Genomic DNA, 25,823 nt, shown 5'->3' with positions numbered 1-25,823 from the left:
TAATGGATTTAGATGTAATTAGTAATATTCTTTACGCCACTATTCGCACCGGTACACCTTTGTTGCTAGTAGCGCTAGGTGAAATGGTGTGTGAAAAAAGTGGCACTTTAAATTTAGGCCAAGAGGGCATGATGTTACTTGGCGCTGTTGCTGGGTTTATCACTATGTATCAGTGTGACAACTTGTTTATAGGGTTTAGTGTTGCGGCACTTGTTGGCGTCATAGCATCACTTATCTTTGCTTTTGTTGCTCTGCACTTAAATGCAAGCCAAGTTGCCGCAGGATTAGCATTGACTATTTTCGGCACCGGTTTATCGGCTTTTTTAGGTGCTGATTATGAGGGTAAGACTATTAATGCTCTGCCTACGTTAGCAATTAGCGGGTTTGAACAGATCCCAGTATTAGGAAAAGCCATTTTTTCACAAGATGCCATCGTGTATTTAAGTTGGGTATTGGTCATAGCGGCTTATTTGTTTTTTAAATATCACCGCGCAGGCCTTGCTATACGTGCTATAGGCGAAAACCCAAATGTTGGTAATAACTTAGGATTACCGGTAATGCGTACTCGCTATTTAGCTGTGATGTTTGGTGGCGCGTTGGCAGGTATCGCAGGTGCATACCTTTCATTGGCTTACACGCCTCTTTGGACTCAGAACATGACTGCTGGGCGCGGATGGATAGCGCTTGCTTTGGTGGTGTTTGCAAGTTGGCGCATTGAGCGAGTAATGCTAGGCGCTTATTTGTTTGGTTTTGCCTGCATTATGCATTTGGTTGCTCAGGCATTTGGTCTTGCCGTTGAATCTAATTTATTAGCCATGCTGCCATATGGTGCAACGTTAATCGTGTTGATTATGCTCAGCAAAAATAAACAGAAACTAAAAATGTATGAACCAATGTGGCTGGGTAAACCTTGGCATAAAGGTCATTAAGTAAATGAAAAATAGCAAAAAGTAATAAGCAAACAGCTTAACAGGATCAAAAATTACAAAACGGAGAATAATAATGAAAAAACTGATTACAGGAATAGGCATAGCGATAGGTTTAAGTGTCAGCGCTGTAGCGTCTGCAAAAGAGAGTGTAAAGGTTGGCTTTGTATATGTAAGCCCAATTGGTGAAGCTGGTTGGACTTATACCCATGATACAAGTCGTCACTATTTAGAAGAAAAATTTGGTAATAAAATAGAGACTACTTTTGTTGAAAGTGTACCTGAAGGTGCTGATGCCGAACGTGTTATTACACAATTAGCTAAAAGTGGTCATGATTTAATATTTACCACCTCGTTTGGTTATATGAACCCGACCATCAAAGTAGCTAAGCGCTTTCCTCAGGTAAAATTTGAACATGCAACTGGTTATAAACGCGCTAAAAACGTAGCAACTTACTTTGACCGAATATATGAAGGCCGTTACTTAACGGGTGTAATTGCAGGGCATATGAGTAAGTCAGACAGCATTGGTTATATTGCTGCGTTTCCAATCCCTGAAGTCATTCGTGGCATTAATGCATTTACCTTGGGGCTGCGCTCAGTTAAGCCTAATGCAAAAGTGAAAGTTGTTTGGGTGAATAGCTGGTTTGATCCCGGTAAAGAACGTGAAGCCGCAGATAGCCTGATAGATCAAGGCGTTGATGTAATTACTCAACACACTGATTCTCCAGCACCTTTACAAGCTGCAGAGGCGGCAGGTATTTACGCAATCGGTTATCACTCAGATATGAGTAATTATGGCAAAAAAGCCCATTTAACGGCTGCGGTTCACCATTGGGATGAATTTTATGCTGAGCGTGTACAGCAAGTACTTGATGATAAATGGCAATCGCAAGATGTTTGGAAAGGCATTGATGCTGGTATGACTCGCTTAGCACCACTGAGTAAAGATATTCCTGAGAATGTTGTTGCTGAGGTTAATGCTATCTCTGAAAAAATAGCAAAAGGGGAGTTTCATCCGTTTAGTGGACCAATTAAAAACCAACAAGGAGAGTTAATTATTGATGCTGGTAAAACCATAGCGGATAAAATTTTATTAGCTATGGACTTTTACGTGGAAGGTGTCCAAGGGCAGCTGAAATAGCAGGCTATCTTAATTAATCGCGAGTTAGCCAGATAAGCAGTCAGCTAACTCGCTGCAAACATAGAGGTTTATATGTCTCATACAGTAAGTGCGCCGGACGATATTATTTACGCAGTAGACGAGATACCAGGGAAAACTGAGTCATTTTTTGCAGGGCTCCAACATGTATTGGCAAGCTTTGTGGGAATTATCACACCCACCCTTGTTATAGGTGGAATATTGGGTTTAGGTAGTGAAATTCCTTACTTGATCAGTATGGCGCTTTTTGTGTCTGGAGTGGGCACGATTATTCAGGCCAAGCGTGTTGGTTCTATCGGTGCAGGACTCATTTGTGTGCAAGGAACTAGTTTTGCTTTTTTAGGAACTATTTTAGCGACGGGATTTACCGTAAAAGCTACGGGTGGCACGAATGAAAAGGTGCTGGGCACTATATTTGCGGTGTGTTTTTTAGCTGCAATAGTGGAAATTCTGATTAGCTTTTTTATAGAGAAGCTTGAAAAAATAATCAAACCCGTTGTCACCGGTGTAGTGATCACCACGATAGGGATTTATCTCATTAAAGTCGGTATGACTGATATTGGAGGCGGGCAATGGTTACTGACCAATATGCCAGAAAAGTTTGCATCGGCTAGTAACTTAATTGTTGGCTTTTCAGTGGTTGCATTAGTTGTGCTACTAAATGCCAGTAAAAACCAATGGATAAGGTTAACAGCTGTTGTGGTTGCTATGCTGGTAGGTTGGTTAATGGCAATTATGTTGGGTATTAGTGAATTTAAAATGGGCGAGTTTGACTTAGTTGCCATTCCGCTACCTTTTAAATATGGCTTTAATATTGATTTTGGTGCACTGATAGCCTTTGGCTTTTTATATTTAATTACAGCAATAGAATCAACAGGTGATATTACTGCTAATTGTGCTGTGTCTAAACTACCTGTAAAAGGGCCTAGCTATTTAGCGCGGATCCGTGGTGGCATTTTAGGTGACGGCGTAAATTCGATGATTGCTGCTGCATTTAATACCTTTCCTAATACAACTTTTAGTCAAAATAATGGGGTTATTCAGCTAACGGGTGTGGCCAGTAGACATATTGGTTTATGGATTGGTTGTATTTTAGCTATTTTGGGTCTGTTTCCAGTGATTGGGGCTGTACTGCAAAATATACCTAAGCCTGTATTAGGTGGGGCTACCCTCGTTATGTTTGGCACTGTTGCTGCCGCTGGAGTCAAAATTCTCGCCAGTGAAAAAATAAACCGCAGAAGCTTACTTATCATAGCCGTTAGCTTGGGGCTAGGTCTTGGGGTGAGTTTTGTACCAGAGTTATTTGTAAACGCACCGAAGTTAGTAACCGCTATATTTGGCAGTGCAGTTACAGTATCCGGTATAACCGCAATTATCATGACGTTGGTGTTACCAGAAAATTATTCTGCAAGTACTGACCAGCTTAAATAGAGTGTTCTATATTTAAATAGATGGAAAAAACAATGAAAATCAAAGCAATAAAAAAACTAGCATTAGTAACTGCAATTACTTTTTGCTCAACAAGTGTATCAGCTAAACAGTTATGGTCTGATTTTAGTATTACTGGATTACAAGGCGCCGATTATTTAGAGCCTTTTTCAAGCACTGAAGATGACCGAACGGTTGTGACTATTGAGCATGCTTCAGGCCATACTTGGGGGAGTACCTTCTTCTTTATGGATAGGTTGAGTAACCCTGATGATGTTTATGGTGAGCTGAACATTAATCCAACGCTTTACACTCCAGAAGATAGTTTTGTTACTGAGGTATTTTTAGGCTTACAAACTGAGTATGGCTCTGGTGCAACAGATCAAAATAACTATCTATTTGGGGGCGGACTTTCTTTTGATGTACCAGGGTTTAAGTACTTTAAAGTGGCTTATTATCGTCGTTTTCAAGATGACATAGGTATAGATAGAGGCGATAACAATCAGATCACAGTGGTTTGGGGGATTGACGAAGGTAACTTCCGCTACGATGGTTTTTTAGATATTGTTGATGGGGCTGATACTATGTTTGGTAAAAATGAAGGAGGCTTCAACTTTACTTCGCAAATCAAATATAACATTGCACCTATGCTGGGTTTAGACACGGGCCGACTTGATGTTGGTATTGAGTACGTATTTTGGAAAAACAAATTTGGTGTAGATGGTGAAACGGAGAACAACCCAAACTTGTTAGTTAAATGGCACTTTTAATTGTTAAATAACACTCTATGAGATGTGCAATGAAGGCTACTTTTTAAGTAGCCTTTTCATTAAGTGTATTGTTTTATCCTAGAGCCATACGTGTATTCAAATAGGATCAGACTGTTAAAGGGACATTAAGATTAATATCCTGTAAGCGTTGTTTTGTCAGTATCAGGGTAAAAGCGGGATTTTTATAAACTTAGCTATTTAGCTCTTTTACATAAAGCACAAGCGAACTATACAAAACGCTCAGCGCTTTAGTTACGTCGTCATCGATTACAGTTTCTGCGGGGTGGTGGCTTACACCGCCTGGGCTGCGTATGAATAACATACCAACCGGACAAATAGCGGCGATTGCCATAGCATCGTGACCAGCACCAGAAGCCAAAGTAGGAGATGCCTGATTATTAAACTCGCAGGCGCTTGCAAATAATTGTTGAATTTTCTCATCGCAAGCAACTGCATCGGCAGCGTGAGTCCATTGCCAATCGAGGGTTAGATTACGCTGCTTTGCTATTCGCTCTGCGCGAGTTTGTATTGCGGCAAGTAAATTAGTTAAATCTTGATCATTTTGTGCTCGAGCATCAAGGCTTATTGTGGTTTTACCGGCAATGACATTTGTGGCACCTGGGCATGCATGTATTTGGCCAACAGTTGCTACCTCGCTGTTTGTTGCGTGTTTCGCAAGTTGTTCAATTGCCAGGGTTAGCTCTGCGCAACCGGCCAATGAGTCTTGGCGTAAATTCATTGGTGTAGTGCCTGCATGACCACTTTGTCCTGTTAAGGTGATCATGGCTCTTTTTGCACCAGCAATAGCCGTTACCACACCTAATGCTTGATTAACTGATTCAAGAACTGGGCCTTGCTCAATGTGGGTTTCCCAATAACCCAGTAGTTGGTTTTTATTTAATGCGGCTTTTGTGAAGTCATCAGGGATTAGACCAAAATCAAACATGGCTTGGCGCATTGTGATCCCGCTTGTATCTTTAATATTTAACCATTGCGGGTCAAACTCATTAGCCAATGCTTTTGAGCCAATTAAAGTAGTGGCGAAGCGTGTGCCTTCTTCATCACAAAACCCCACTACATCTAAATGAAAAGGTAAATCGAGTTTAAGTTTGTGAGCAAGGGCTGCAACCTCTATAGCTAAAAGTACACCTAAAATACCATCGTAAGCGCCAGCATTGGGTACCGTATCTAAGTGAGAGCCAATAATTAAACGTTTGGCATTTGGATTAGATGACTCTAAACGACCCCATAGATTACCCACCTCATCTTGCCATGTTTGCATGCCTGCATCATTCATCCATTTAGCAGTAACACGGTTACATTCTTGGTGCTCTTTTGATAAGTACTCGCGATGAATTCCTCCTTGCATTTGTGATATCTCACTGAGCGTTTTACATCGCTCTAATGAACGCTTTGCTTGGCTTTTCGCCAGTTCTTTATTTAATAAACGGCTGTGTTGTGAGTTTGTAGATGTCATGCTAATCCTTAACTTTTATTTATAATGAGAAAGGGCTGCGAGGGCTGCTTCGCCTTTTGGGCCTTTATAGCCATTGGCGTGCAGGCATGCATCTAGGCTTGCAAGAGTTTGCAGTACGGCGTCTTTACGGGCGTTATAACCCATTGTACCGATACGCCAAATTTTGCCATGCAAGGGGCCAAATGAAGTACCAATTTCGATACCAAAATCTGTCAGCATTTGCCCACGAACATGGTCGGCATTAATCCCTGCTGGTATATAAACTCCCAACACGTTATTCATTTTATGATCTAAATCACCAAACACATTTAAGCCGAGTGCTTGAATACCGCTGAGCATGGCATCACCATGTAACTTATGTCGTGCAACACAGTTATCTACACCTTCTTCAATTACAATACGTGCGCACTCAGATGCACAATACAACATGCTGGTGGCTTCAGTATGGTGGTTTAAGCGTTCTTCGCCCCAGTAATTCATGATCATGCCTAAATCAAAATAATTAGAGCGAACAAAAGGCTCACTGCCATCTTCATGATCAGCAGTACGAATACCTGCTTCTACTTTTTTACGTTTTTGGATCCAATCGGCACACTTATCACTCAGTGTTAAAGGTGCAGATCCCGATGGGCCGCCCAAGCATTTTTGTAAACCAACAGAAAGTGCATCGAGTTTCCATTCATCTGCAGGTAGCTCGTTACCTACAATAGAAGCGGTAGCATCACAATAAAATAGTACATCATGTTTTTGACAAATATCGCCGATGTATTGAAGTGGCTGGTTCATGGTTGTTGAAGTATCACCTTGAACCATAGCGAGTACGTGGGGTTTTACATCAACAATCGCTTTTTCGATTTGCTCTGGTGAAAACACTTCACCCCAAGGCACTTCAATGGTATGTACTTTTGCTCCTACACGCTCAGCAATTTCAGCAAGTAAGTGACCAAAGCGGCCCATAATTGGCACCAGTACAGTATCGTTAGGACGTAAAATAGAACAAAGCACTGCCTCTATACCTGCACGAGAAGTTCCATCTACTAACATGGTCCATTGATTTTTTGTTTTAAATACTTCTCGGAAGCGTGCCATAGTTTCGTTCATAAACCCGGTCATTACAGGATCATATTGACCAATAAGCTGAGCAGACATTGCTCGTAATACGCGAGGGTCGGCATTTATTGGTCCAGGTCCCATTAACAAGCGTTGCGGTGGGTTTAAAGTTTGAATTTGCGTGTTATTAAACATGTTTATGCTCCAAGAGTTTGAATAAGCATACGAATACCAGTGATCATTAGCACTATGGCAAAGGCTCGCTTTAATTGTTTTTGATCCAGCGTACTACCTATTTTTACACCAATGGGCGCAAACAAAATAGTGAGTGGAATGATAAGTAAAAAGGCAGGCAGGTTAACTAAACCCCATGTGCCTAGGGGAGCATCGGTTGGCATAGAGCCAATACTTAATAAGGTAATCACACCAGGAAGTGCAATGAGTAAGCCAAATACAGCAGCAGTGCCTACAGCAACATGAGCGCGAACATTAAACGCATTTAACATAGGCACGCCAATTGTACCGCCTCCTATGCCAATCATAACCGATAATCCGCCCACAATACTTGCCATTATGGCTTGGCCAAACTTCCCAGGTAATTGATTTACCAAAGCGGGAGCTCCTGCTCTAAAGAGCATATTTAAGCTTACTAAAATGGCAATACAAGCAAACATGAGCACCAAGGCGTTGCCTTGAATAGAGTGCGCTAAGTAACTACCGACAACGGCCATTACTAAAATAAAAGGGGCCCAAAATTGAACTAATGCGACATCAATATTGCCTTTTAAATGATGTGATCGAATTGATGAAATTGACGTAGGAACAATGGTCGCAAGTGATGTTGCTGTTGCTATCATCATCGCGGACTCAGGGCTCACACCAAAACCTTGCAATAAAAAATACAGAACGGGCACAATAACAATGCCGCCGCCAACGCCAAATAGACCCGCTAAAATACCGGCAAATATTCCGGTTGCTATTAGGGCCGCAATAATCGGCCATTGATTAATTATTTCTGACATTGTCTTCCTGCTGTAGTTACTATTGCACGGCCATCTGAACGAGGATCTGTTGCCGCTTCAAGGTTGTTAGGCGCATCTAATATAGCCCCGGCATGGCCCATCATTTCATTATTGTTGGCAACACTTACCCAATCATGTTCGCGTTGGTTTAATTCATTTTTAATATCAGCCGCTAAGCTTTCTTCAATTTTTAAATTGCTGCTAGTATCACCCCATGTTCGGCCAAGTAACCAGCGAGGATCACTAATAGCTTGGTTGATTGATTTACCACGCCATGCGTAACCTGCAAAAACCGCCGCTTGTGTTTGTGGTTGACCTTCACCACCCATGGTTCCATAGGCTAAGCGACGACCATCAGAAAACTTGGCCAGAGCAGGGTTTAATGTATGCGCAGGCTTTTTGCTTGCTGCGAGCGTGTTATTATCATTATTATTTAAATTAAAACTAAGGCCGCGGTTATTCCATACAAAGCCGCCTTCACTCATTAGTATGCCACTACCAAATTCCCAATAGACACTTTGTATGAAGCTAACGAGTTGACCGTTTTTGTCTCTTGCGGCCATCCAAACAGTATCTCCTGGTTCAGAGTCAAATGGCCATTGCTGGGCTTTGTTCATATCAATATTATTAGCAAGCTCAGTTAAGTGTTGATCAGTTAATGCATTGTCGTAGTCTGAGCTAAGTGCCTGGGGATCAGCCCAAAGATTCGGTCGTTGCGCAAAGCTTTGTTTTGTTGCCTCAACAATTAAGTGAGTCCAATCGGCTGGTGTTTTAGCCAAATGTTTTAACTTATTAACTGCCGCAATTATTTGAAGTGAATGAACACCTTGCGTTGGGGCTGGTAGGTTATAACAATCTATTCCGCAGAGATTGGCAGTAAGTGCAGTTACTACACTTGCTTGAGTTTGATTTATATCGTGTAGGCTAATAGAGCTGCCAGCTTCGGCTAAGTCGCTAGCAAATGAGTTGGCAAGTTCACCATGGTAAAATGCATTCAAGCCATATTTAGCAAGGAGCTCAAAGGTATCAGCAAGCTTCGGATTTTTGAAATGTTGCCCGGCTTGTAAAGGCTTACCATTGGGAATAAATAAGTTTTTAAATGCATCGTTGGTGTTTGTGACAGCAGCTAATTTCTCACAGCCTGCTTGTAAGCTAGCTGAGACTGTAAAACCGTTGCGAGCAAGGTTTATTGCTGGTGCTAATATATCACTGAGTTCAAGGGTTGCATGTTCATCAAGTTCAAGCGCTTTTTGCCAGCCGCGAAGCGTAGCGGCTTGGGTTAATGCGCTTAGTCCACCGCGCTCAGGTACATGCGATAGTTTAGCATAAGCACTGATATCATTTGCTGCACGCCCACACGCGTCAATTGCAGTAGGAGTGTGTTGATTGGGATTATCAATAAGCCAAAAGCTGTCACCGCCAATTGAATTCATATGTGGGTAAACAACGCTAATTGCAGCAGCTGCGGCTACCATAGCTTCGGTTGCAGTACCACCTTGTTTTAAAATTAATGTACCAGCTTCTGTGGCGGCAAAATGCGGCGCGGTGAAAGCAATATTGTGTGTGGTCATGCTAATGTATCCTGTTAAAATTGTGCAGCTAAAGACTTAATGCAAGCAAGTAAACTTTTATCGTTACCATGGCTCATCATTAATGAAAATCCATAAGGGTGACCATTCTCTAAATTGGCTAATGGCAGATGTACCTGTGCCGAACGGCTTAAGCCAGCAATTGCCGTTAACGTCATTATCTGCATACGTAAAGCGCTTGTGTCTGCGCCTAGTTTAGGTGCGGTTGTGGGGCTAGATGGTAAAAATAAACAGGCGTTTGAGTTTAAGTTTCTAGCTACTATAGCTTGCCACTGAGTTTGTATTTTCCGAGCTTCTAGCTCTTCTTTTGTCGTTAAAGCGAGTGCCATTTTAAAGCGTTCAGCAATAGCTGGCGCAAACTGAACTGTTTGCTCTGATTGCTCAAGCCAGTCTCGGTGGGTTTTTGCAATAGCACGTCCTTGTAATACTCTAAAGGTGTCGGCCAGCTCAGTTAGCAAAGCTTTATTTGGTAAGATAAAATCTTTATGGTCATTAAAGTGAGGTTTTACTTTGGCTAGTAACTGTTCAAGGTGCGCTTGTATGTTGGACTCAACAAGTTCAAACAATGGTTCACAAATAACCAATGTATTTACAGGGTGAATCGCTTGCTGTGGTAATAGAGTATCGCCAACTTCACTTAATAGCTCAGCATCGTTTGTAAACCAGCCAATCGTATCGAACTCAGGAGCTAGCGGTATTAGCTTGTCTTTTGCAATTACATCATGGCTGGGCCTAATACCAAATAAACCACAATAACTTGCCGGTATTCTAATTGAACCGCCTGTATCAGTACCTAAGCCTATATCTGCTAAGTTTGCGGCCACAGCCGCGGCTGAGCCCATACTAGAGCCACCACAAGCATGACCTAAAAGCTTGGGATTTTGCGCTGCTCCATAATGGATGTTATTGCCCTCTAAGCTATAGGCTAGTTCATCAGTATGGGTAAAACTTATAAAGTTACAGCCTGCATCCATAAGTTTTGTAACTGCGCTTGCAGTGTGTTTTGCAGGGGTTGCTGTATTAAACCAACTTGGGTTTCCTGCACTATTAAGCTCGCCTTTTATTGCAAATACATCTTTTACAACCAGACGTTGGTTTTTTAGTCGCCCTTGGCTATGTGTTTGCCATGCTTTAGGGCCATGGTCGCAAAAGATACCGTTATGTTTATTATTTTGTTTGGTACTCATTTCACCACTCGTTATGAAATAAATCTGACCAAATGGTTATTCGGCCAGATTTAGGGGGTGATCAAAAAGGCGATGTTTTATTATTTTTTGCTTACTGCTAACGTTATTATTTTATTTAACAGAGCTAAGTTCGCTTTTTAATCGGTTTGTTTATATTGTTGATTAAAAGCTAAGCAAGAGAGATGCCAAAAAAACAAAAGCTGTCCATTCGGTCAGCTTTGTTGGGGTGGAAGCCAATTTTTTAATAATTAACGGTTTTAGTGAGCGCAGAATTAGCCATGAAAACAAACCAACTTGGTGCAACTGTGCACTAATTTGGTTTTGCTTATAAATATTTTTTGGAATGAAATGTTTAAAATAATGGTACTTTACTAATTATTAAACCGTTTACATCAGCATAAAGCCAATCACTAGGATTGATTGTTGTACTTAACATGGTAATGGCTTGATTTTTGTCACCAAAGTCTCGTTTTAGTGTACTGCGAGGGGTAGAGCCTAGCGCCATAACGGGTAGTTCCATGGTCGCGAGTATTTCTATATCGCGACAACAGCCATTTATAACGATACCTTCCCAACCATTTTTTAAAGCACGCTCTGCCATTATGTCGCCTATAAAGGCAAACCGTTTACTGGCGAAACCGTCGATCACCAAGACTTTTCCTTGGCCATTTTCGTGAAGAATATTAGCGGCGTATGAGTTGTCTTCGGGGCAGGTAACTGTTACTGCTTGGCCACAGAATGTGGTCTTTTTACCAAAATGGCGTAAGCCACTGTCAGCGACTTGTAAATTGTTGCGGTGATCGTCGTAAAGATCAGGGGTAGTAAAGTTATTCATGGTTTATGCCTTACTTTGCTCTGGTACTTTAAGACCAATGCCTTTTAAAATAATGTGGGCAATTGATTGCGTAATTTGTGCCACATCTGTTTCGTCATATTCTAACTTGTTCATCACTAATAGTACTTCACTCTGAAAATCAGCGTAATACTGGGTGGTCGCCCAGATCGTAAATAGCAAATGATATGGATCGATAGCATCTATTTTTTTAGCGTCCATCCATGCTTGGAAAACATCAACCTTTTGCTTAACCCACGGTCGAGTGTTGGTTCTAAAATAGTTTTGTAAATAGGGTGCCCCACGTAGAATTTCACTAGCGAATAAGCGTGATTGAAAAGGCTCGTTGATTGCTAATATTACTTTACTTTTTATATAGTTATAAAGCACGGTTGCGGGATCATCATCAGCAGTTACATTATCAAGTCCTAAGTTCCAATGGGCAATTATGCGATCAATGACAGCCTCATAAAGGCCATCTTTGCTTTTAAAGTAATATAAAATATTGGCTTTGGGCACTTGCGCTTCTTTCGCTACCATACTCATGCTGGCGCCTTCATAGCCAAGCTGTGAAAACAATTGTTCGGCAGCATTTAAAATGAGATTTTGGTTTTTTTCTCGCGTGACTTCTTTTTTATTTGGCTTTATTTGTGTGGTCATTATTGAGTGTATATGTTTAAGCTGTTGATTGATTGTAGCTTTATTGACCGAAAGGTCAATTAATGTTGGATGGTTTTTTATTTTATTGAAATTGATAGGCCATGGGTAGGCTTTAAAGGGGAAGCTGAGAATATAAAAAGTAATACAGTTTGAAAAGCATGTATCACTTTTTAATTGCAGAGATCATTTTTTTACCTGTGTAAGTAACTCAAGCACTTTGTCTTGACCAAACGTTTGTGCAAACTGTTCGGCTGTTTGCCCAGCTTTATTTGCATGCTCAGTATCGCAATCAAGACTTACTAAGGTTTTGGCAATACTAAACTCACCTCTAAAAATAGCTGCCATGAGTGCGGTATTTCCGCGTTTATCTTCAAGACATGCATTAGCGCCCAAGTTTAATAATGAATTCACTGTCTTAGTATTACCGTGATAAGTGGCAATCATTAACGCTGTATACCCTTTATTGTTATAGCTGTCGATAGGGATACCGGCAGATACGAATTGCTCGATCACTTCTTTATCGTCAGTGCGCGCTGCGGCAAAATAATAGGCAAGTAGGTTTTCATATTGTGATTGTGAGTCAGTGCGCGCTGGCTCTACAGCAACCGAGTTGAAGCTTAAAACAGTGACAAGAATAATAAATAGTTTACGCATCAGAGTGTCCTTAAAAAAAGAGGAAGGGCGTCCTTCCTCATCAAGGTTGGGAGTTATATTACTTTAATAATTAAAGCTTTGCGGCCAGTTGTTTAACCATTTTGATATCACCGTTTACGGCTTTGGTTAAACGGGTGCCGTATTCGCTATCGGCTTTGTAGAAATGGCTGAGCATTTTGTGTTTAACATCGCTGTTTTGTACTTTGCCTAAGTCCCCTGCAAGGTTATTGATGAGGTTAGTACGCTCTTGCTTACTAAAGCCACGGTATAGCACACCAGCTTGGGCAAAGTTTTGCTGCTTTTTAATCGCGGCTTGCTGTACATAACCTTTAAGCTCTGTTTGGCTTCTACGGGCGATTGGGTTTTCAGCAACGTTTTCGTGACTCGGTTGATAGTTCACGTTGCTGGTGGTGTTACCATAATTCATTGCACCGTCTTGGTTGTAATTAACCACATCGACTTTGCTACGGTTAATAGGCAGTTGTTGATGGTTTGCACCTAAGCGATACATTTGGGTATCAGCGTATGAAAACACACGCCCTTGTAATAAGCGGTCTTCAGATGGCTCAATACCCGGAATGATGTTAGCTGGTGCCATTGCAACTTGTTCTGTTGATTGGAAAAAGTTAGTTGGCATACGATTTAATGTCATAGTACCTACTTTAGTTTCTTTCACATCTAACCACATCTTTGTTGCATCTAATGGGTTGTAATCAAAGTCATCAAGCTGTGATGGCTCAAGGGTTTTAATGTATAGATCCCATTTCGGGTAGTTGCCTTTACCAATTTCAGCGTATAGATCACGAGTCAGGTGTTGGAAGTCTTGGCTTTGTACTTTAGCCACTTCTTTGCTGTCTAAATTGTCGATACCTTGTTGACTTACCCAATGAAACTTAACGTATTTAACATCGCCTGATTTATTAATCATTTTGTATGCATGTACACCCCAACCATCCATTTTACGAAGACTGGCTGGTGTACCGTAGTCGCTATAAACCCAGGTTAACATATGGGTTGAACCTGGTTCATATGAGAAAAAATCAAAAAATCGATTAGGATCTTGAATGTTATCAACTGGAGAAGGCTTTAAAGAGTGCACCATGTCTGGGAATTTAATCGCATCACGAATAAAGAATACCGGTAGGTTATTACCTACGAGATCCCAATTGCCTTCATCGGTGTAAAATTTTGTTGCAAAACCACGTGGGTCGCGAAGAGTCTCTGGGCTGCCTTTAGAGTGAATAACGGAAGAGAAACGTACAAACACGTCAGTTTCTTTGCCCGCTTCGCTAAATGGTGCTGCAATAGTTAAATCATTTAATTCTTTACTAGCAACAAATACACCGTGTGCGCCTGTACCACGCGCATGAACTACACGCTCAGGAATACGTTCTCGAGCAAAGCGTTGTAGTTTTTGAATTAACTGCACATCTTCAAGTAACACACTACCGCGCTCACCCGCAGTGATTGAATTTTGGTTATCGCCTACAGCCGCGCCATTGTCTTTTGTGAGCATCGTTGCTGCAGTTGCTGGTAGTGCCATCGCTAATGTAAGCGCACTTAGTGTAAGAAATGATTTTTTATTTGTATTGTTTTGAGTATTCATATGTCGACCTCATGTATTTTATGAGCTTGCGCCGCGCAAGCGTTTTAACTGAGCTCAGTGTATGTAAGGATTGTTGTTCGGTAAAATTGATTGTTTAGATTGATGTGATTTGTATTTTGGATTGAATCAGTGTGTTCAGCTATTTCTAGCATATTCGACCTAAGTCTAATGAGACATCCTAACCTATTTGAAACTAAAAAGTTTTATTGTTTTTCCTTGTTAATAATCCCCAAGCTGGTGCGTTTCCTATTCACTTTTTATTGACATTACCTAACGCGAGGTGGGAATATGCCCATCAGTCGGGCTTATGCTCAAATTGGTGAGTCGAAAGTTTAATTGCACAAAAAGGTGGCAAAGTGGCTAACAAAATAGATCTTGTGATTTTTGATTGTGACGGCGTTGTTATTGACAGCGAGGTGCTCAGTGCCCGTGTATTAATAGATATGCTGAGTGATTTAAGTATCAATATAGACACGCATTACGTCCAGCAACATTTTCTAGGGTGTAGTTTTAAATCAGTCAGCGAAAAAATAGCATCAGTATTTGGCGTTGATTTGCCAGCCCAATTTGAGAGTGAGTATCGACACACTCTAGTTACTAGGTTTGTTGAGCATTTACAGCCAACAACAGGTATTAAAAATATACTTTTAAATTTGAATGTCCCTTTTTGCATTGCGACTAGCAGTAGCTTACAACGAACACAAAAAGCATTAAGTGCCGTAAAATTTGACTCTTTGTTTAAGCATATTTTTACCAGTGAAGAGGTGTCTTTAGGAAAGCCTGCACCGGATTTATTCTTACATGCAGCAAAAAAAATGGGCGTGTTACCTGCTAATTGTTTAGTAATTGAAGATAGCAGTGCGGGTATTCAAGCTGCTATCAACGCAAATATGCAGGTTATGCACTATTTTGGCGGCCAGCACTTAGATAAAGGCATTAATCATGTACATATAAACTTCCCTGATGTGGCGTTACTTTCGCACTGGGACTCGTTTTTTACTACTTACCCAACACTCACACACAAGTCATTATTATGAATCAAAAATCAAACAGTGAACTAAAAAAACTAGAAGATGCAGCTCGTGCGGCGTGGCTTTACTATGTTGCTAAAAATACTCAAGACGAGATTGCACAAAAGTTAGATGTGTCTCGTCAATCAGCACAGCGATTGGTTGCGCTTGCTGTCAGCGAAGGCTTAATTAAAGTTCGATTAGATCATCCCATTACACGCTGTATGGAATTGGCAGAACAACTTAAAAGTGCTTTTAATTTATTAGAGTGTGAAATTGCTCCAAGCGATCCAACAGACATCAATTCTACTTATGGTCTTGCCCAAAGTGGCGCTAAAATTTTAGAGCGTTACTTAAAATCAAAACAGCCAAAAATACTTGCCTTTGGTACTGGGCGTTCATTAAAAGCGTGCATAGATGAACTACCTAATATGGAGTGCGAGCAGCATAAATTAGTCTCGATTGTGGGCAATATGATGCAAGATGGCTCAGCCTCCAAATTTGATATTGTAGTGAGTATGGCCAATCGTGTGAACGCTAAACACTTTCCTCTTCCTTTGCCGTTACTTGCACAAACGCAAGCACAAAAACATCTACTGCAAGACTTAGCGCCAGTTAAAAATATCTTTAATTTAGCTGCCAACGCTGATGCAACGTTTGTCGGTATCGGTCATATGACACAAAACTCGCCGCTATTAATGGATGGCTTTATTGAAACAGAACAATTGCAATCATTTCAAGATGCAGGCGTAGCAGGTGAGGTTGTGAGTTGGCTATATGATGCAAACGGTAAGCTTATTAATAACGAGCTTACCGAGTGTTTACTCAGTGCACCACTGCAAGTTAATGCGATAAAACCTGTATTCGGCATTGCGGCTGGGCCAGAAAAAGTCACAGCAATAACAAGTGCCTTAAAAGGTAAGCTGATTAACGCGTTGATCACCAACGAATATACGGCTGAACAAATTCTTAAAAGTATTTCATAACAATTAATAACCCCGTCAGTGCTGATATTCGAACAAGGGTACGAATAAATTGTACAGGCATAGGAAGTGATAATGACAACACATCAAGACACACCTAATTATAGTGAGGTTAATGAAGAGCAACTACCCGTTGCTCAACATAAACTCCATGGTTGGAAACACTTTGCAGGACTTTTTGCAGGTGAACACGTAGCGGCAACTGAATTTGTAATTGGTGCTACGTTTGTGGCATTAGGTGCTTCAACGATTGATATACTACTTGGTTTACTCATTGGTAATTTACTAGCCATGTGCTCTTGGTGGTTGCTTACTGCGCCGATTGCTGTAGAGACCCGATTAAGTTTGTATAATTACCTGAATAAAATAGCGGGTAACTCAATGACCAAGCTCTATAACTGGGCCAATGTGGTCATATTTAGTGTTATCTCTGCCGCCATGATCACCGTTTCATCCACTGCGGTCAGGTTTCTATTTGATATACCCGCCCAGTTAAATTGGTATCCAAATAGCTTTTGGTTTGTCGCAATTGTGTTAGCTGTTGGCTCTATAGTGGTGTTTGTTGCCATGTATGGATTTTCTACTGTGGCTGATTTCTCAAAACTATGTGCGCCTTGGTTATTTGTCATTTTTGTTGGTGGCTCGTTTGCGCTTTTTCCTGAGTTATCAAATTATGTTTTAGGCTCAACCTCATTAACGGGTTTTGGCGATTTTATCACCATTGGGGATGCCTCAATATGGAGTGGTACAAATGCTGATGGCGAAAAAGGCATTGGTTTATTTGAAGTTATTGGTTTTGCATGGGCTGCTAATTCAATTACTCACTTTGGCTTAATTGATATGGCGGTGTTTAGGTTTGCTAAACGTAAAAGTTATGGTTTGTTCTCTGGCGTGGGCATGTTTTTTGGTCATTATATAGCGTGGATCTCTGCAGGTATTATGGGAGCGGGTGCTGCGGTATTACTGAAAACTACCATTTCAACTCTTGATCCAGGTGATGTGGCCTATCATGCACTTGGCTGGACTGGCTTTGTTATTATTATAGTGGCTGGTTGGACTACCGCAAATGCTAACCTTTATCGTGCTGGTCTCGCTGCACAATCTATTTTTACTAACCAATCCCGAGAACGCACCACTGCGATTGTAGGTGTAGTAACCGTTATTATAGCTTGCTTTCCGTTTGTGTTTTCACAAATGCTACCGCTGTTAACTTATGCGGGTCTAATTGTGGTGCCTGTAGGGGGAATTGTTTTTGCTGAGCACGTATTGTTTCCAAAAATTGGTTTAACGCGCTATTGGGTAAAATATAAAAATATTACTCGCAGTGTGCCAGCTATTGCATCTTGGGCTGCTGCACTGGTATTTGGTTTTGGTTTAAATGCCCTCGATATCATGTCGTTTTATTACTTATTTATTCCTACTTGGTTATTTACTATTGTTATATACACCGTTTTAGCTAAAAAGTATGGCGCTGATGAAGATTACAGCGATGCCATTATTGCAGAGGAACAAGAGTTAAAAGCAATTAAAGTGTATCAGCAAGCAGCAGCTAAAACGCTTTCTCCTGCTGTCACTGATTCATCAATGTTTACGAAAGTTTTAAATGCGGTATCAACATTATCGTTAATTACTATTTTTATTTATGCCAGCCAAGTGATGTTTTTTAGCGACACAATGAGCACTTATAAAAATAACAAATCACTTTTTGAAATCGTGTGCTTCATTTGTACGCTCCTTTATTTTGCAACTGCTTACTGGTCGTTAAAGCGCCACAAAGCATTAAACACAGCATCGTAATTTTGTTTAGTAAGGCAATAACAGTATGACCCAATTACAACACACTCAAGCTCACATTGTTGAGCTAAATCAAGACAGTATAATAACCTTACCAAGTAATGTTGATGTGCCAACGTATGACCGCAGCAAAGTAAAAGCGGGTATCGTGCATATTGGAGTAGGTGGCTTTCACCGAGCGCACCAAGCAGCTTATATTAATGAGTTACTTAAAATCCCTGGCAACGAACAGTGGGGTATTTGTGGCGTTGGCTTATTAGAAGCAAATCGAGGTTTACGCGATATTCTAGCTAAACAAGATAACCTATATACGCTCACTATCAGGCACCCAAATGGTCGGGTTGATAACTCGGTAATAGGTTCTATGGTAGAGTTTTTGTTTGCTCCTGAAAACAAGCAAGCCGTTATTGAAAAAATGGCGCACGCAGAGACAAAAATTGTGTCTTTAACCATTACAGAAGGCGGCTACAATTTTCACCCTGCAACCGGTGAGTTTGATTATTCTAATCCCGATATTGTGCATGATATTGAGGACCCGGCTCAGCCTATCACGGCATTTGGTTATATAACTGCGGCACTTAAACTTCGTAAAGAGCAAGGTTTAGCGGCGTTTACAGTGCAATCATGCGATAACATTCAACATAACGGCCTTGTTACACGTAAAATGTTATTAGCCTTTGCCCATCAACAAGATGCTGAATTAGCTCAGTGGATTGAGCAACATGTGGCCTTTCCTAATGCAATGGTTGACCGCATTACACCCATTTCTAAGCAGTCTGATATTGATTATGTGACGCAAGCTTATGGCATCACCGATGGTTGGCCAATTACTTGTGAATCTTTTGCTCAGTGGGTGATTGAAGACACGTTTAGTAATGGCCGCCCTAATTGGGATAACGTTGGCGCGCAGTTTGTTAGCGATGTAACACCATTTGAGAAAATGAAAATTCGTTTGTTAAATGCCGGTCATTCAGTGCTGGGGTTGCTCGGAGAAATACACGGTTTTAGTACCATTGATGAAACGGTGTCAGATCCTTTATTTGCTCAATACCTTCGTGCATTTATGGACTTAGAGGTAACGCCATTGTTAGACGCGCTTCCCGGTATTGATATCGATAGTTACAAAGATACGTTAATTGAGCGTTTTGCTAACCCTAATATTAAAGACAGCCTCGCGCGCATATGTTCGCAAAGCTCAGCTAAACTCCCTAAATTTTTAATCGCAACAATTAGTGATAATCTTGCGCTTAATCGCGATATTTCATTGGCTGCATTAGTGGTTGCAAGCTGGTGTTTATACAGTGATAAAGGTGTGAGTCAGCAAGGTGAAACACTTGAAATTCATGATGATATGGCTCAAGAACTCAGCACCGCGGCTAAGTTAACCACGACAAAACCAACATCATTTATAGAACTTGAAAGCCTTTTTGGTGACTTAGCTAATAATGAAAAATTTATCAGCCAGTATACCCATGCTATAGCCGCAATTTATGCATCTAACAGTCAAATAAAAGATGTAATGGCTGCAACTTTAGCTGCAAAGGGTAAATAAAAATGAGCGTATTAATAAATCAAAAAATGGCGAGTGAATTACATATTAGCTGTTTTGGCGAAGTTTTATGGGATTGCTTTGACTCAGGTAAACGATTAGGCGGTGCACCTTTAAACATGTGTGTTCGCATAAATGCACTGGGTATTAAAGCAGACATGATTAGCGCGGTGGGTAAAGATGAGCTTGGCAGTGAATTACTCGGTGAAATAGCAGCTAGAGGCGTCAGTTGTGACTACATTGCGCTAAATAATGATAAAGTGACCAGTACCGTTGAGGTTACTCTCGATAGCAGTGGTAGTGCTAGTTATGACATTGTGGCTGATACTGCATGGGATAATATCGCCCTAACAGATACATTATTAAACAAAGTAGCCACAGACGATGTATTTGTATTTGGTAGCTTAATTGGACGAAGCGCTCCTTCATTTACTACTTTGCAGCAATTGCTTGAAGTTGCCAATTTTAAAGTGTTTGATGTTAATTTACGTGCACCGCATTACAAACTCGATGCCTTGATTGAATTGATGAACAAGGCTGATTTTATAAAACTCAATGATGATGAACTTTATGAAATTGCCAAGGCGATGGGGTGTAAGTACCACTCACTAGAGCAAAACTTGGCTTTTATTGCAGAGCATACAAATACTGAGTACTTGTGTGTAACTAAAGGCAGTCATGGTGCCTTGCTTACAATTAAGGGAGTTAACTATTACAACTCTGGCTACTTAATCAATGTGATTGATACAGTTGGGGCAGGGGATTCGTTTTTAGGTGCTCTTATATATCAACTGTGCAGCAGTGATGATGCTCAGCACAGTGTTGATTTTGCCTGCGCAGTTGGTGCTATGGTTGCGCAAAGCAGTGGTGCAACTCCTTTACTGAGTCATCAACAAATAAATGAATTTATGGATCCCGTGTGATTTAACTTTTAATTAGAAAAGCGGTTTAAAAATCGCTTTTATTACCTTTTATTATTTCCACAGTAAAAAACTCTGTACCCAAGTATTTAATACCATTATCAGAAGGTCGTATTGTAGATTTATTCAAGCCCTGCTAAGGTGCGTCGATTATTCATGGATTGAATGGCGGAGCGACTGACAACGCGCTCTATTATACAAATACAAAAAGAGAAACGTGCTTATGATCATCTTTTTTATCTGCTTGACTATTCTAATATTAGGCTACAAGTTCTACAGTCCATTTGTAGAAAAACAAGCTGGTATGGACTCTACTGTTGATACACCACAAAAGCGTTTTAGCGAAGGTGTAGATTACGTTCCTATTCATCCAGTTAGAGCTTTTTTAATCCAATTTTTAAATATTGCCGGTGTAGGCCCAATATTTGGTCCTATTTTAGGCGCTTTATACGGCCCAGTTGCCTTGGTATGGATTGTACTTGGTAATGTATTAGGTGGCGCTGTACACGATTTTTACTCAGGTGTAATGAGTATCAAAGAGGATGGTAAAAGCTTACCAGAAATTGCAGGTAAGTATTATAACGTTGTATTTAAAGGCTTTATGCTGATATTTACCGCCATGCTATTATTTTTTGTCGGCGTGGTTTTTATTATGAGCCCAGCGGGCTTATTAAGTAATTTAGACGTTTTTAAAGACACTTTTTTAGCTGATAACACCTTTTGGGTATTAGTCATCTTAGGTTATTACTTTTTAGCCACTTTACTTCCTATCGATAAAATCATTACTAAGTTTTACCCGATCTTTGGTTTGTTAATGATTATAATGACTGTTGCTGTTGCAGCTTCATTATTAATGAATGCGCCGCACTTACCTGTAGCGGGGGATTTTTTAGCTTACTTTGAAGCCGATCATGCCCATGACTTTTTAGAGCCAAATCCAGATGGACTGCCAACTTGGCCATTATTATTTATTACTATAACGTGTGGTGCGATTAGTGGCTTTCACTCAACACAAGCGCCTATTATTGCGCGTTGTTTAACTAACGAAAAATACGTTCGCCCAGTTTATTACGGTGCGATGATGTGTGAAGGTATTGTAGGTTGTGTATGGGCGCTTGCCGGTATTGCTGCATTCCCTGAGGGCTATGCAGGCTTAAAAGCCATGTTAGATTTAGGTGGCCCAGGACTAGTTGTTAACCATATTGCAAATAGTTACTTAGGTGTATTTGGCGGTATTATGGCAATTATTGCGGTAGCTGTTTTCCCAATTACCTCTGGTGATACGGCGTTTCGTTCACTGCGCTTAACGGTGGTTGATGCGTTTAATATTCCGCAAAGTTTGCGTAATCGCTTATTACTCGCTGTGCCAATTTTAACTATCGCTTATTTTATGACTAAGCTCGATTTCTCCGTTATTTGGCGCTATTTTGCGTTCTCTAATATGTTGTTATCGACTAGTGTATTGTGGCTTGCGACTAAGTACTTATTTGACCGTGGAACATTCCACTGGATTGCCAGTGTCCCTGCAGTTATTGCAACAGCTGTGACGCTTTCATACATAATGACCGCGGCAATTGGCCTTAATTTATCAAGCGACTTAGGTAAACCGATAGGTGTAGCTGTGACTATTCTCGGACTCATAGGGCTTGTGTTTGTGCATTTAAAACATAAAAAGCAACCTGTGTAAAAACTGTTTATCTAATAAAAAACGAGCTTTAAAGCTCGTTTTTTTTGGATAAAAGAAATATCTACTTAGTTTGTTAACACTTCATCCAAGTAAGGTAGCGCAGGAAAAGCCCCTTTCTTTAAGCAAGCTTGTGCACCACAACGCAAGGCAAAGTCCATGGCCTGAGTAACTATTGCTTCATTTAGAATTTGTTCGTGCACAGCTGTGTCGTTGTTGAAATGATTAAAGTAATACAGTGCACCCGCAATAAAAGCATCACCAGCGCTGGTGGTATCTACTGCTTTTATTTCTGGGGCTTGTAGCATTATGTTGAAATGTTCACTGAGTGCTTGGGCAGGGTTTGCGCCATCAGTTACAAAAATGAGTTTAACCCCACAGGCCAGCAGCTCATCAAGATAGGCCTTTGGCTGCTTATGATTTTGTTTGGCTAAAAAAATAAGTTCATCTTTAGAGAGTTTGATGATGTCACAAAACTCGTAACAACGGGCCACTGCGTCTGCAATTTGAGCTGTATCTTGCCATAAGCTATACCGCAAATTAACGTCAAAGCTGAGCAAAATATTATGTTGCCTCGCATGCTCTAATGCCGAAATAGTGGTATATGCTGCGTGGTTGTCCGTGAGTGTATTTGAGCAAAAATGAAAAGTGGAGAAATCGTGCCATTGTATTTGTTGAAGATGTTGCTCAGTCAATAAAAGGTCAGCTGTGTTATGACGATAAAAATTAAAGCTGCGCTCCCCTAGTTCATCAAGGCTTACCATCACCATCGCAGTTTGTGAGCCTGCAATGGTAAATAAATACTGTGTATTTACCGCATATTGCACTAGAGCATCATTTAATTGCGTAGCAAAATAATCATCTCCCATACCACCACAAAATGCCGCATTTCCACCAAGTTTTGCATAGCCAACAGCTACATTCGCTGGTGCGCCGCCAGGAATTGGAGAGTAAGCGGTATTGTCATTATCATGAGGTAACATATCGATGAGTAACTCACCGAAGCTGAGTAATTTAGTCATTTTTAAAACCTTAAAAAGCCCAGCTATAATAACTGGGCTAAAACATGCTCGAAGGTTAACGCGATTAGTTAAACAGATACTTGAGCGTTAATGAGGTGGTGCGGCCATTGATGGCTCGGGCGCGAATAATGTTGTTCGCTGGTACACTGCCTTCTTCAGCTTCTGTAATACCGACAGTATCAAATAAATTGTTGACATTGAAAGCGAGATTCAGGTTTTCAGATAAGTCATAACTGACAAAGCCGTTAACTTGAGTATAGCCATCAAACTTAAGATCGTTATTGTCTTGTGCATACGCATCAGTGGTGCCAATAAAGCTTAAACCAGCTGCGCCTTGCTCAAAGTTATAACGCGCCATGAGTGAGTATATAAAATCAGCTTGGCGACGTGGTGTATTACCAACCACTTCTGGGGTCAATGCATCTTTAGCTATCTCAGCATCCGTCCAGGTCAGGTTGCCGCGAAAATCCCACGAATCAATGAAATAGGTTGATTCAAGTTCAATTCCTTTCGCTTCATATTCACGGTCAAAAAAGCGTTGTGAAGTGGCTTCAAAGTTTTGCTCTTCCGTTTCTGCGTAAAATGCGGTGGCGAATACTGACAATGAGTCAAAGCGCTTTTTAACGCCAAATTCGTACTGATTTACTTCATCTACGGCATCTTCATCAGCGACCGAGCCATCAGCAGCTACTTTACCAAATAACAAGCGATCAGCATTGGCGCGACCACCTTGGCTTATACGGGCAAACGCCGCCAAGCTAGGATCAATTTGGTAATTCGCACCGACAGAATAAGAGGTGTAATTCCAATCGTAATTAACGATGCTTGGGTTGCTAATATCTATTCCTGCCACATTTTGCTCAGGGATTGAAATTGTGCCATCGCGATTCATATCAACGCTTGATGTAACCGCACCAGCATAGTTACCGCGCGCTTCACCACTGTCATAGCGGGCGCTTGCATCAATGCTTACATCACCAAACTTAGTTGAAAAAGCAACATAAGGTGCGCGGGTTTCGTAGTCAGTATCATAGTTACGCTGACAACAATCACTACCCCAATAAGGCGTGCCATAAGCGTATAAACCGTTATCTGAGAAGCTATCACCATTTTGTGCAAATACATCAAGTAATGCTGCGTTATCGCCTTTTAATTCCATTAAATAAGAATTCCAAAGCCACGACATGCTAATTGATTGGCTTGACGCGTAGTAACCAAATGTCAGGCTAGTGTCATCACCCAGCTCTTTAGTTAGCTTTAAATCGTTAACGATAGAGCCAAAGTCATTGATGCTAACGTCAAAGGTATGAATACGCATGGCAAGTTCATCACTATATGCTTGCCCTTGTGAGCCACCAGTTGCGTAGTTAAGTGTCGCGCCACTGCCTGCAATACTGGCGGCAATATCACTGGCATTACCAACTTCAGCTGGAATTAATGAGATGAAATTACCGCGAATAGTTGATTTCCTAAAGCGGTTTTCAATACGCCAATCGTTGTCTAAGTCAAACACTGCTTCAAAACCGATAGCATTCACTTTAGGGTTCATACCGTTGCGCATATCACCGCGACTAATTTGGTTATTACCGTCTAAACGTGTTGTTGATAAAAACTGTGCTGAATGCGGTGTATCAGATTGTGAATCGAAACCTTTTATTGAACTGCCATCGGAATACATTGGCATTGGCAAATAACCAATGCTTTGGTCGTCTAGGTGTTTGTAGTAAAGGCGTACATAGCCGGCATCAAACTCTTTAGTGATATTGGCTTTAATTTGCCCGCCTTTATTTGCTGTGTAACCTGCTTCACGTGGGCCTTCACCTTGGCGAATAAAGCCACCAACATGAAACCGTACACTGTCGTTTAAGTATGTGCCGTATTCAAAATCAGTGCGTAAAGAGTCATAATCTAGGCCAATTGTTGTGGCTACACTGCCAGACTCTTCTTCACCCGTTTTTGAGATCAGATTGATAATCCCACCAGGGGCGTCGCTTGCTGCAGTGGAAGCAGAGCCACCACGCACAGACTCGACAGTTTGCACTGTGCTGTCAAGGCGCATAAAGATATCAGCGTTACCAAATGATACATCGCCGAACTGCATAACAGGTAGGCCATCTTCTTGTAATTGTAAGAACTTTGCACCACCGGATGCGACAGGTAAACCACGCACGGCGATATTTGCATTACCTTCACCACCGGTTGACTCCGCACGAACTCCGGGAATAATTCGAAACGCCTCGGCAGTTGAGCGGGGAGTGGCTACTTCAATTTCGCTTAAAGAAACACTACTAACCGATACACTCGATGCCATGATTGTGGTGCGTCGTGGTACACCGGTCACAACAATGGTTTCTAAACCTTTGTTGGCTTGGGGTTGTGTTGGTTGCTCAGTTGTTTCCTGTGCACAAATACCTTGGCTAACAGCTAACGCGAGAGCGCTTAGTAAATAAACGGATGTGTTGTGTGTTGTCATAGTTGTCTCGTTGGTTGTTTATCCA

General features: G+C 41.1%; 21 protein-coding genes. 10 read left to right on the top strand and 11 right to left on the bottom strand.

Annotated features, from left to right (window positions below):
* Positions 1–2: 2 nt before the first annotated feature.
* The 4 genes from V7783_RS05290 (at position 3) to V7783_RS05275 (ending at position 4,286) form a co-directional block, all read left to right on the top strand.
* Positions 3–929, top strand: a complete 927-nt coding sequence (locus V7783_RS05290) for an ABC transporter permease (RefSeq protein ID WP_335677822.1) — start codon at positions 3–5, stop codon at positions 927–929.
* A 73-nt stretch (positions 930–1,002) separates the two neighbouring features.
* Positions 1,003–2,070, top strand: coding sequence for a BMP family ABC transporter substrate-binding protein (locus V7783_RS05285; protein ID WP_335677821.1), 1,068 nt, complete (start codon positions 1,003–1,005; stop codon positions 2,068–2,070).
* 72 nt (positions 2,071–2,142) lie between these two features.
* Positions 2,143–3,519, top strand: a complete 1,377-nt coding sequence (locus V7783_RS05280; protein WP_335677820.1) for a uracil-xanthine permease family protein — start codon at positions 2,143–2,145, stop codon at positions 3,517–3,519.
* A gap of 32 nt (positions 3,520–3,551) precedes the next feature.
* Positions 3,552–4,286, top strand: coding sequence for a DUF5020 family protein (locus V7783_RS05275; RefSeq protein WP_335677819.1), 735 nt, complete (start codon positions 3,552–3,554; stop codon positions 4,284–4,286).
* A gap of 190 nt (positions 4,287–4,476) precedes the next feature.
* Here V7783_RS05275 and V7783_RS05270 read toward each other — a convergent pair whose 3' ends face one another.
* From V7783_RS05270 to V7783_RS05230, 9 genes are all read right to left on the bottom strand, one after another.
* Positions 4,477–5,763, bottom strand: coding sequence for an allantoate amidohydrolase (locus V7783_RS05270; RefSeq protein WP_335677818.1), 1,287 nt, complete (start codon positions 5,761–5,763; stop codon positions 4,477–4,479).
* A gap of 15 nt (positions 5,764–5,778) precedes the next feature.
* Positions 5,779–7,008: a pyridoxal-phosphate-dependent aminotransferase family protein gene (locus V7783_RS05265; RefSeq protein ID WP_335677817.1), complete on the bottom strand. Its 1,230-nt coding sequence runs from the start codon at positions 7,006–7,008 to the stop codon at positions 5,779–5,781.
* Between the two features lie 2 nt (positions 7,009–7,010).
* Entirely contained in the window at positions 7,011–7,835 is an 825-nt protein-coding gene (locus tag V7783_RS05260) for a sulfite exporter TauE/SafE family protein (RefSeq protein ID WP_335677816.1), read from the bottom strand.
* Positions 7,823–9,406, bottom strand: a complete 1,584-nt coding sequence (locus V7783_RS05255; RefSeq protein ID WP_335677815.1) for a gamma-glutamyltransferase family protein — start codon at positions 9,404–9,406, stop codon at positions 7,823–7,825. The genes V7783_RS05260 and V7783_RS05255 overlap by 13 nt, the downstream gene beginning before the upstream one ends.
* Positions 9,407–9,420: 14 nt before the next feature.
* Entirely contained in the window at positions 9,421–10,611 is a 1,191-nt protein-coding gene (locus V7783_RS05250; protein ID WP_335677814.1) for an amidase family protein, read from the bottom strand.
* A 352-nt stretch (positions 10,612–10,963) separates the two neighbouring features.
* On the bottom strand, positions 10,964–11,446 hold the full coding sequence (locus V7783_RS05245; protein WP_335677813.1) for a putative 4-hydroxy-4-methyl-2-oxoglutarate aldolase: 483 nt from the start codon (positions 11,444–11,446) through the stop codon (positions 10,964–10,966).
* A 3-nt stretch (positions 11,447–11,449) separates the two neighbouring features.
* Positions 11,450–12,103, bottom strand: coding sequence for a TetR/AcrR family transcriptional regulator (locus tag V7783_RS05240; protein ID WP_335677812.1), 654 nt, complete (start codon positions 12,101–12,103; stop codon positions 11,450–11,452).
* A gap of 183 nt (positions 12,104–12,286) precedes the next feature.
* Complete coding sequence (locus tag V7783_RS05235; protein WP_335677811.1) at positions 12,287–12,757, bottom strand: ankyrin repeat domain-containing protein; 471 nt, start codon at positions 12,755–12,757, stop codon at positions 12,287–12,289.
* Between the two features lie 70 nt (positions 12,758–12,827).
* Positions 12,828–14,363 carry a catalase gene (locus V7783_RS05230; protein WP_335677810.1) on the bottom strand — a complete coding sequence of 512 codons (1,536 nt, stop codon included), beginning with the start codon at positions 14,361–14,363 and terminating at the stop codon, positions 12,828–12,830.
* Between the two features lie 356 nt (positions 14,364–14,719).
* On the opposite strand from V7783_RS05230, the gene V7783_RS05225 reads away from it, so the two are divergent.
* The 6 genes from V7783_RS05225 to V7783_RS05200 all read left to right on the top strand — a co-directional run bounded on the left by V7783_RS05225 (position 14,720) and on the right by V7783_RS05200 (position 22,306).
* A complete protein-coding gene (locus tag V7783_RS05225) occupies positions 14,720–15,400 on the top strand; it encodes an HAD family hydrolase (RefSeq protein ID WP_335677809.1) in 681 nt (226 codons plus the stop codon).
* A complete protein-coding gene (locus V7783_RS05220) occupies positions 15,397–16,359 on the top strand; it encodes a sugar-binding transcriptional regulator (protein WP_335677808.1) in 963 nt (320 codons plus the stop codon). The genes V7783_RS05225 and V7783_RS05220 overlap by 4 nt, the downstream gene beginning before the upstream one ends.
* Before the next feature lie 72 nt (positions 16,360–16,431).
* Complete coding sequence (locus tag V7783_RS05215) at positions 16,432–18,153, top strand: purine-cytosine permease family protein (RefSeq protein WP_335677807.1); 1,722 nt, start codon at positions 16,432–16,434, stop codon at positions 18,151–18,153.
* Between the two features lie 25 nt (positions 18,154–18,178).
* A complete protein-coding gene (locus V7783_RS05210; protein WP_335677806.1) occupies positions 18,179–19,702 on the top strand; it encodes a mannitol dehydrogenase family protein in 1,524 nt (507 codons plus the stop codon).
* A 2-nt stretch (positions 19,703–19,704) separates the two neighbouring features.
* Positions 19,705–20,622, top strand: a complete 918-nt coding sequence (locus V7783_RS05205) for a carbohydrate kinase family protein (RefSeq protein WP_335677805.1) — start codon at positions 19,705–19,707, stop codon at positions 20,620–20,622.
* 220 nt (positions 20,623–20,842) lie between these two features.
* A complete protein-coding gene (locus tag V7783_RS05200; protein ID WP_335677804.1) occupies positions 20,843–22,306 on the top strand; it encodes a carbon starvation CstA family protein in 1,464 nt (487 codons plus the stop codon).
* A gap of 65 nt (positions 22,307–22,371) precedes the next feature.
* Here V7783_RS05200 and V7783_RS05195 read toward each other — a convergent pair whose 3' ends face one another.
* Positions 22,372–23,325 (bottom strand): carbohydrate kinase family protein, encoded by a 954-nt coding sequence (locus V7783_RS05195; RefSeq protein ID WP_335677803.1) that lies wholly within the window; start codon positions 23,323–23,325, stop codon positions 22,372–22,374.
* A gap of 64 nt (positions 23,326–23,389) precedes the next feature.
* The gene (locus V7783_RS05190; protein ID WP_335677802.1) at positions 23,390–25,798 is read right to left on the bottom strand and encodes a TonB-dependent receptor; all 2,409 of its coding nucleotides are present in this window, start codon (positions 25,796–25,798) and stop codon (positions 23,390–23,392) included.
* Positions 25,799–25,823 lie beyond the last annotated feature (25 nt).

The sequence above is a fragment of the Pseudoalteromonas sp. genome (assembly GCF_036960685.1).
Taxonomy (GTDB): domain Bacteria; phylum Pseudomonadota; class Gammaproteobacteria; order Enterobacterales; family Alteromonadaceae; genus Pseudoalteromonas.
Note: the sequence above shows the minus strand (reverse complement) of the source record. Positions and strands in the feature narration are given on the sequence as shown.

What these genes read in the sequence shown, in the direction of transcription:
- V7783_RS05230 (WP_335677810.1), bottom strand. Translation starts at nt 14,363, where the DNA reads ATGAATACTCAAAACAATACAAATAAAAAATCATTTCTTACACTAAGT.
- V7783_RS05285 (WP_335677821.1), top strand. Translation starts at nt 1,003, where the DNA reads ATGAAAAAACTGATTACAGGAATAGGCATAGCGATAGGTTTAAGTGTC.
- V7783_RS05195 (WP_335677803.1), bottom strand. Translation starts at nt 23,325, where the DNA reads ATGACTAAATTACTCAGCTTCGGTGAGTTACTCATCGATATGTTACCT.
- V7783_RS05215 (WP_335677807.1), top strand. Translation starts at nt 16,432, where the DNA reads ATGACAACACATCAAGACACACCTAATTATAGTGAGGTTAATGAAGAG.
- V7783_RS05245 (WP_335677813.1), bottom strand. Translation starts at nt 11,446, where the DNA reads ATGAATAACTTTACTACCCCTGATCTTTACGACGATCACCGCAACAAT.
- V7783_RS05275 (WP_335677819.1), top strand. Translation starts at nt 3,552, where the DNA reads ATGAAAATCAAAGCAATAAAAAAACTAGCATTAGTAACTGCAATTACT.
- V7783_RS05205 (WP_335677805.1), top strand. Translation starts at nt 19,705, where the DNA reads ATGAGCGTATTAATAAATCAAAAAATGGCGAGTGAATTACATATTAGC.
- V7783_RS05235 (WP_335677811.1), bottom strand. Translation starts at nt 12,757, where the DNA reads ATGCGTAAACTATTTATTATTCTTGTCACTGTTTTAAGCTTCAACTCG.
- V7783_RS05265 (WP_335677817.1), bottom strand. Translation starts at nt 7,008, where the DNA reads ATGTTTAATAACACGCAAATTCAAACTTTAAACCCACCGCAACGCTTG.
- V7783_RS05255 (WP_335677815.1), bottom strand. Translation starts at nt 9,406, where the DNA reads ATGACCACACACAATATTGCTTTCACCGCGCCGCATTTTGCCGCCACA.
- V7783_RS05210 (WP_335677806.1), top strand. Translation starts at nt 18,179, where the DNA reads ATGACCCAATTACAACACACTCAAGCTCACATTGTTGAGCTAAATCAA.
- V7783_RS05240 (WP_335677812.1), bottom strand. Translation starts at nt 12,103, where the DNA reads ATGACCACACAAATAAAGCCAAATAAAAAAGAAGTCACGCGAGAAAAA.
- V7783_RS05280 (WP_335677820.1), top strand. Translation starts at nt 2,143, where the DNA reads ATGTCTCATACAGTAAGTGCGCCGGACGATATTATTTACGCAGTAGAC.
- V7783_RS05190 (WP_335677802.1), bottom strand. Translation starts at nt 25,798, where the DNA reads ATGACAACACACAACACATCCGTTTATTTACTAAGCGCTCTCGCGTTA.
- V7783_RS05290 (WP_335677822.1), top strand. Translation starts at nt 3, where the DNA reads ATGGATTTAGATGTAATTAGTAATATTCTTTACGCCACTATTCGCACC.
- V7783_RS05200 (WP_335677804.1), top strand. Translation starts at nt 20,843, where the DNA reads ATGATCATCTTTTTTATCTGCTTGACTATTCTAATATTAGGCTACAAG.
- V7783_RS05250 (WP_335677814.1), bottom strand. Translation starts at nt 10,611, where the DNA reads ATGAGTACCAAACAAAATAATAAACATAACGGTATCTTTTGCGACCAT.
- V7783_RS05270 (WP_335677818.1), bottom strand. Translation starts at nt 5,763, where the DNA reads ATGACATCTACAAACTCACAACACAGCCGTTTATTAAATAAAGAACTG.
- V7783_RS05220 (WP_335677808.1), top strand. Translation starts at nt 15,397, where the DNA reads ATGAATCAAAAATCAAACAGTGAACTAAAAAAACTAGAAGATGCAGCT.
- V7783_RS05260 (WP_335677816.1), bottom strand. Translation starts at nt 7,835, where the DNA reads ATGTCAGAAATAATTAATCAATGGCCGATTATTGCGGCCCTAATAGCA.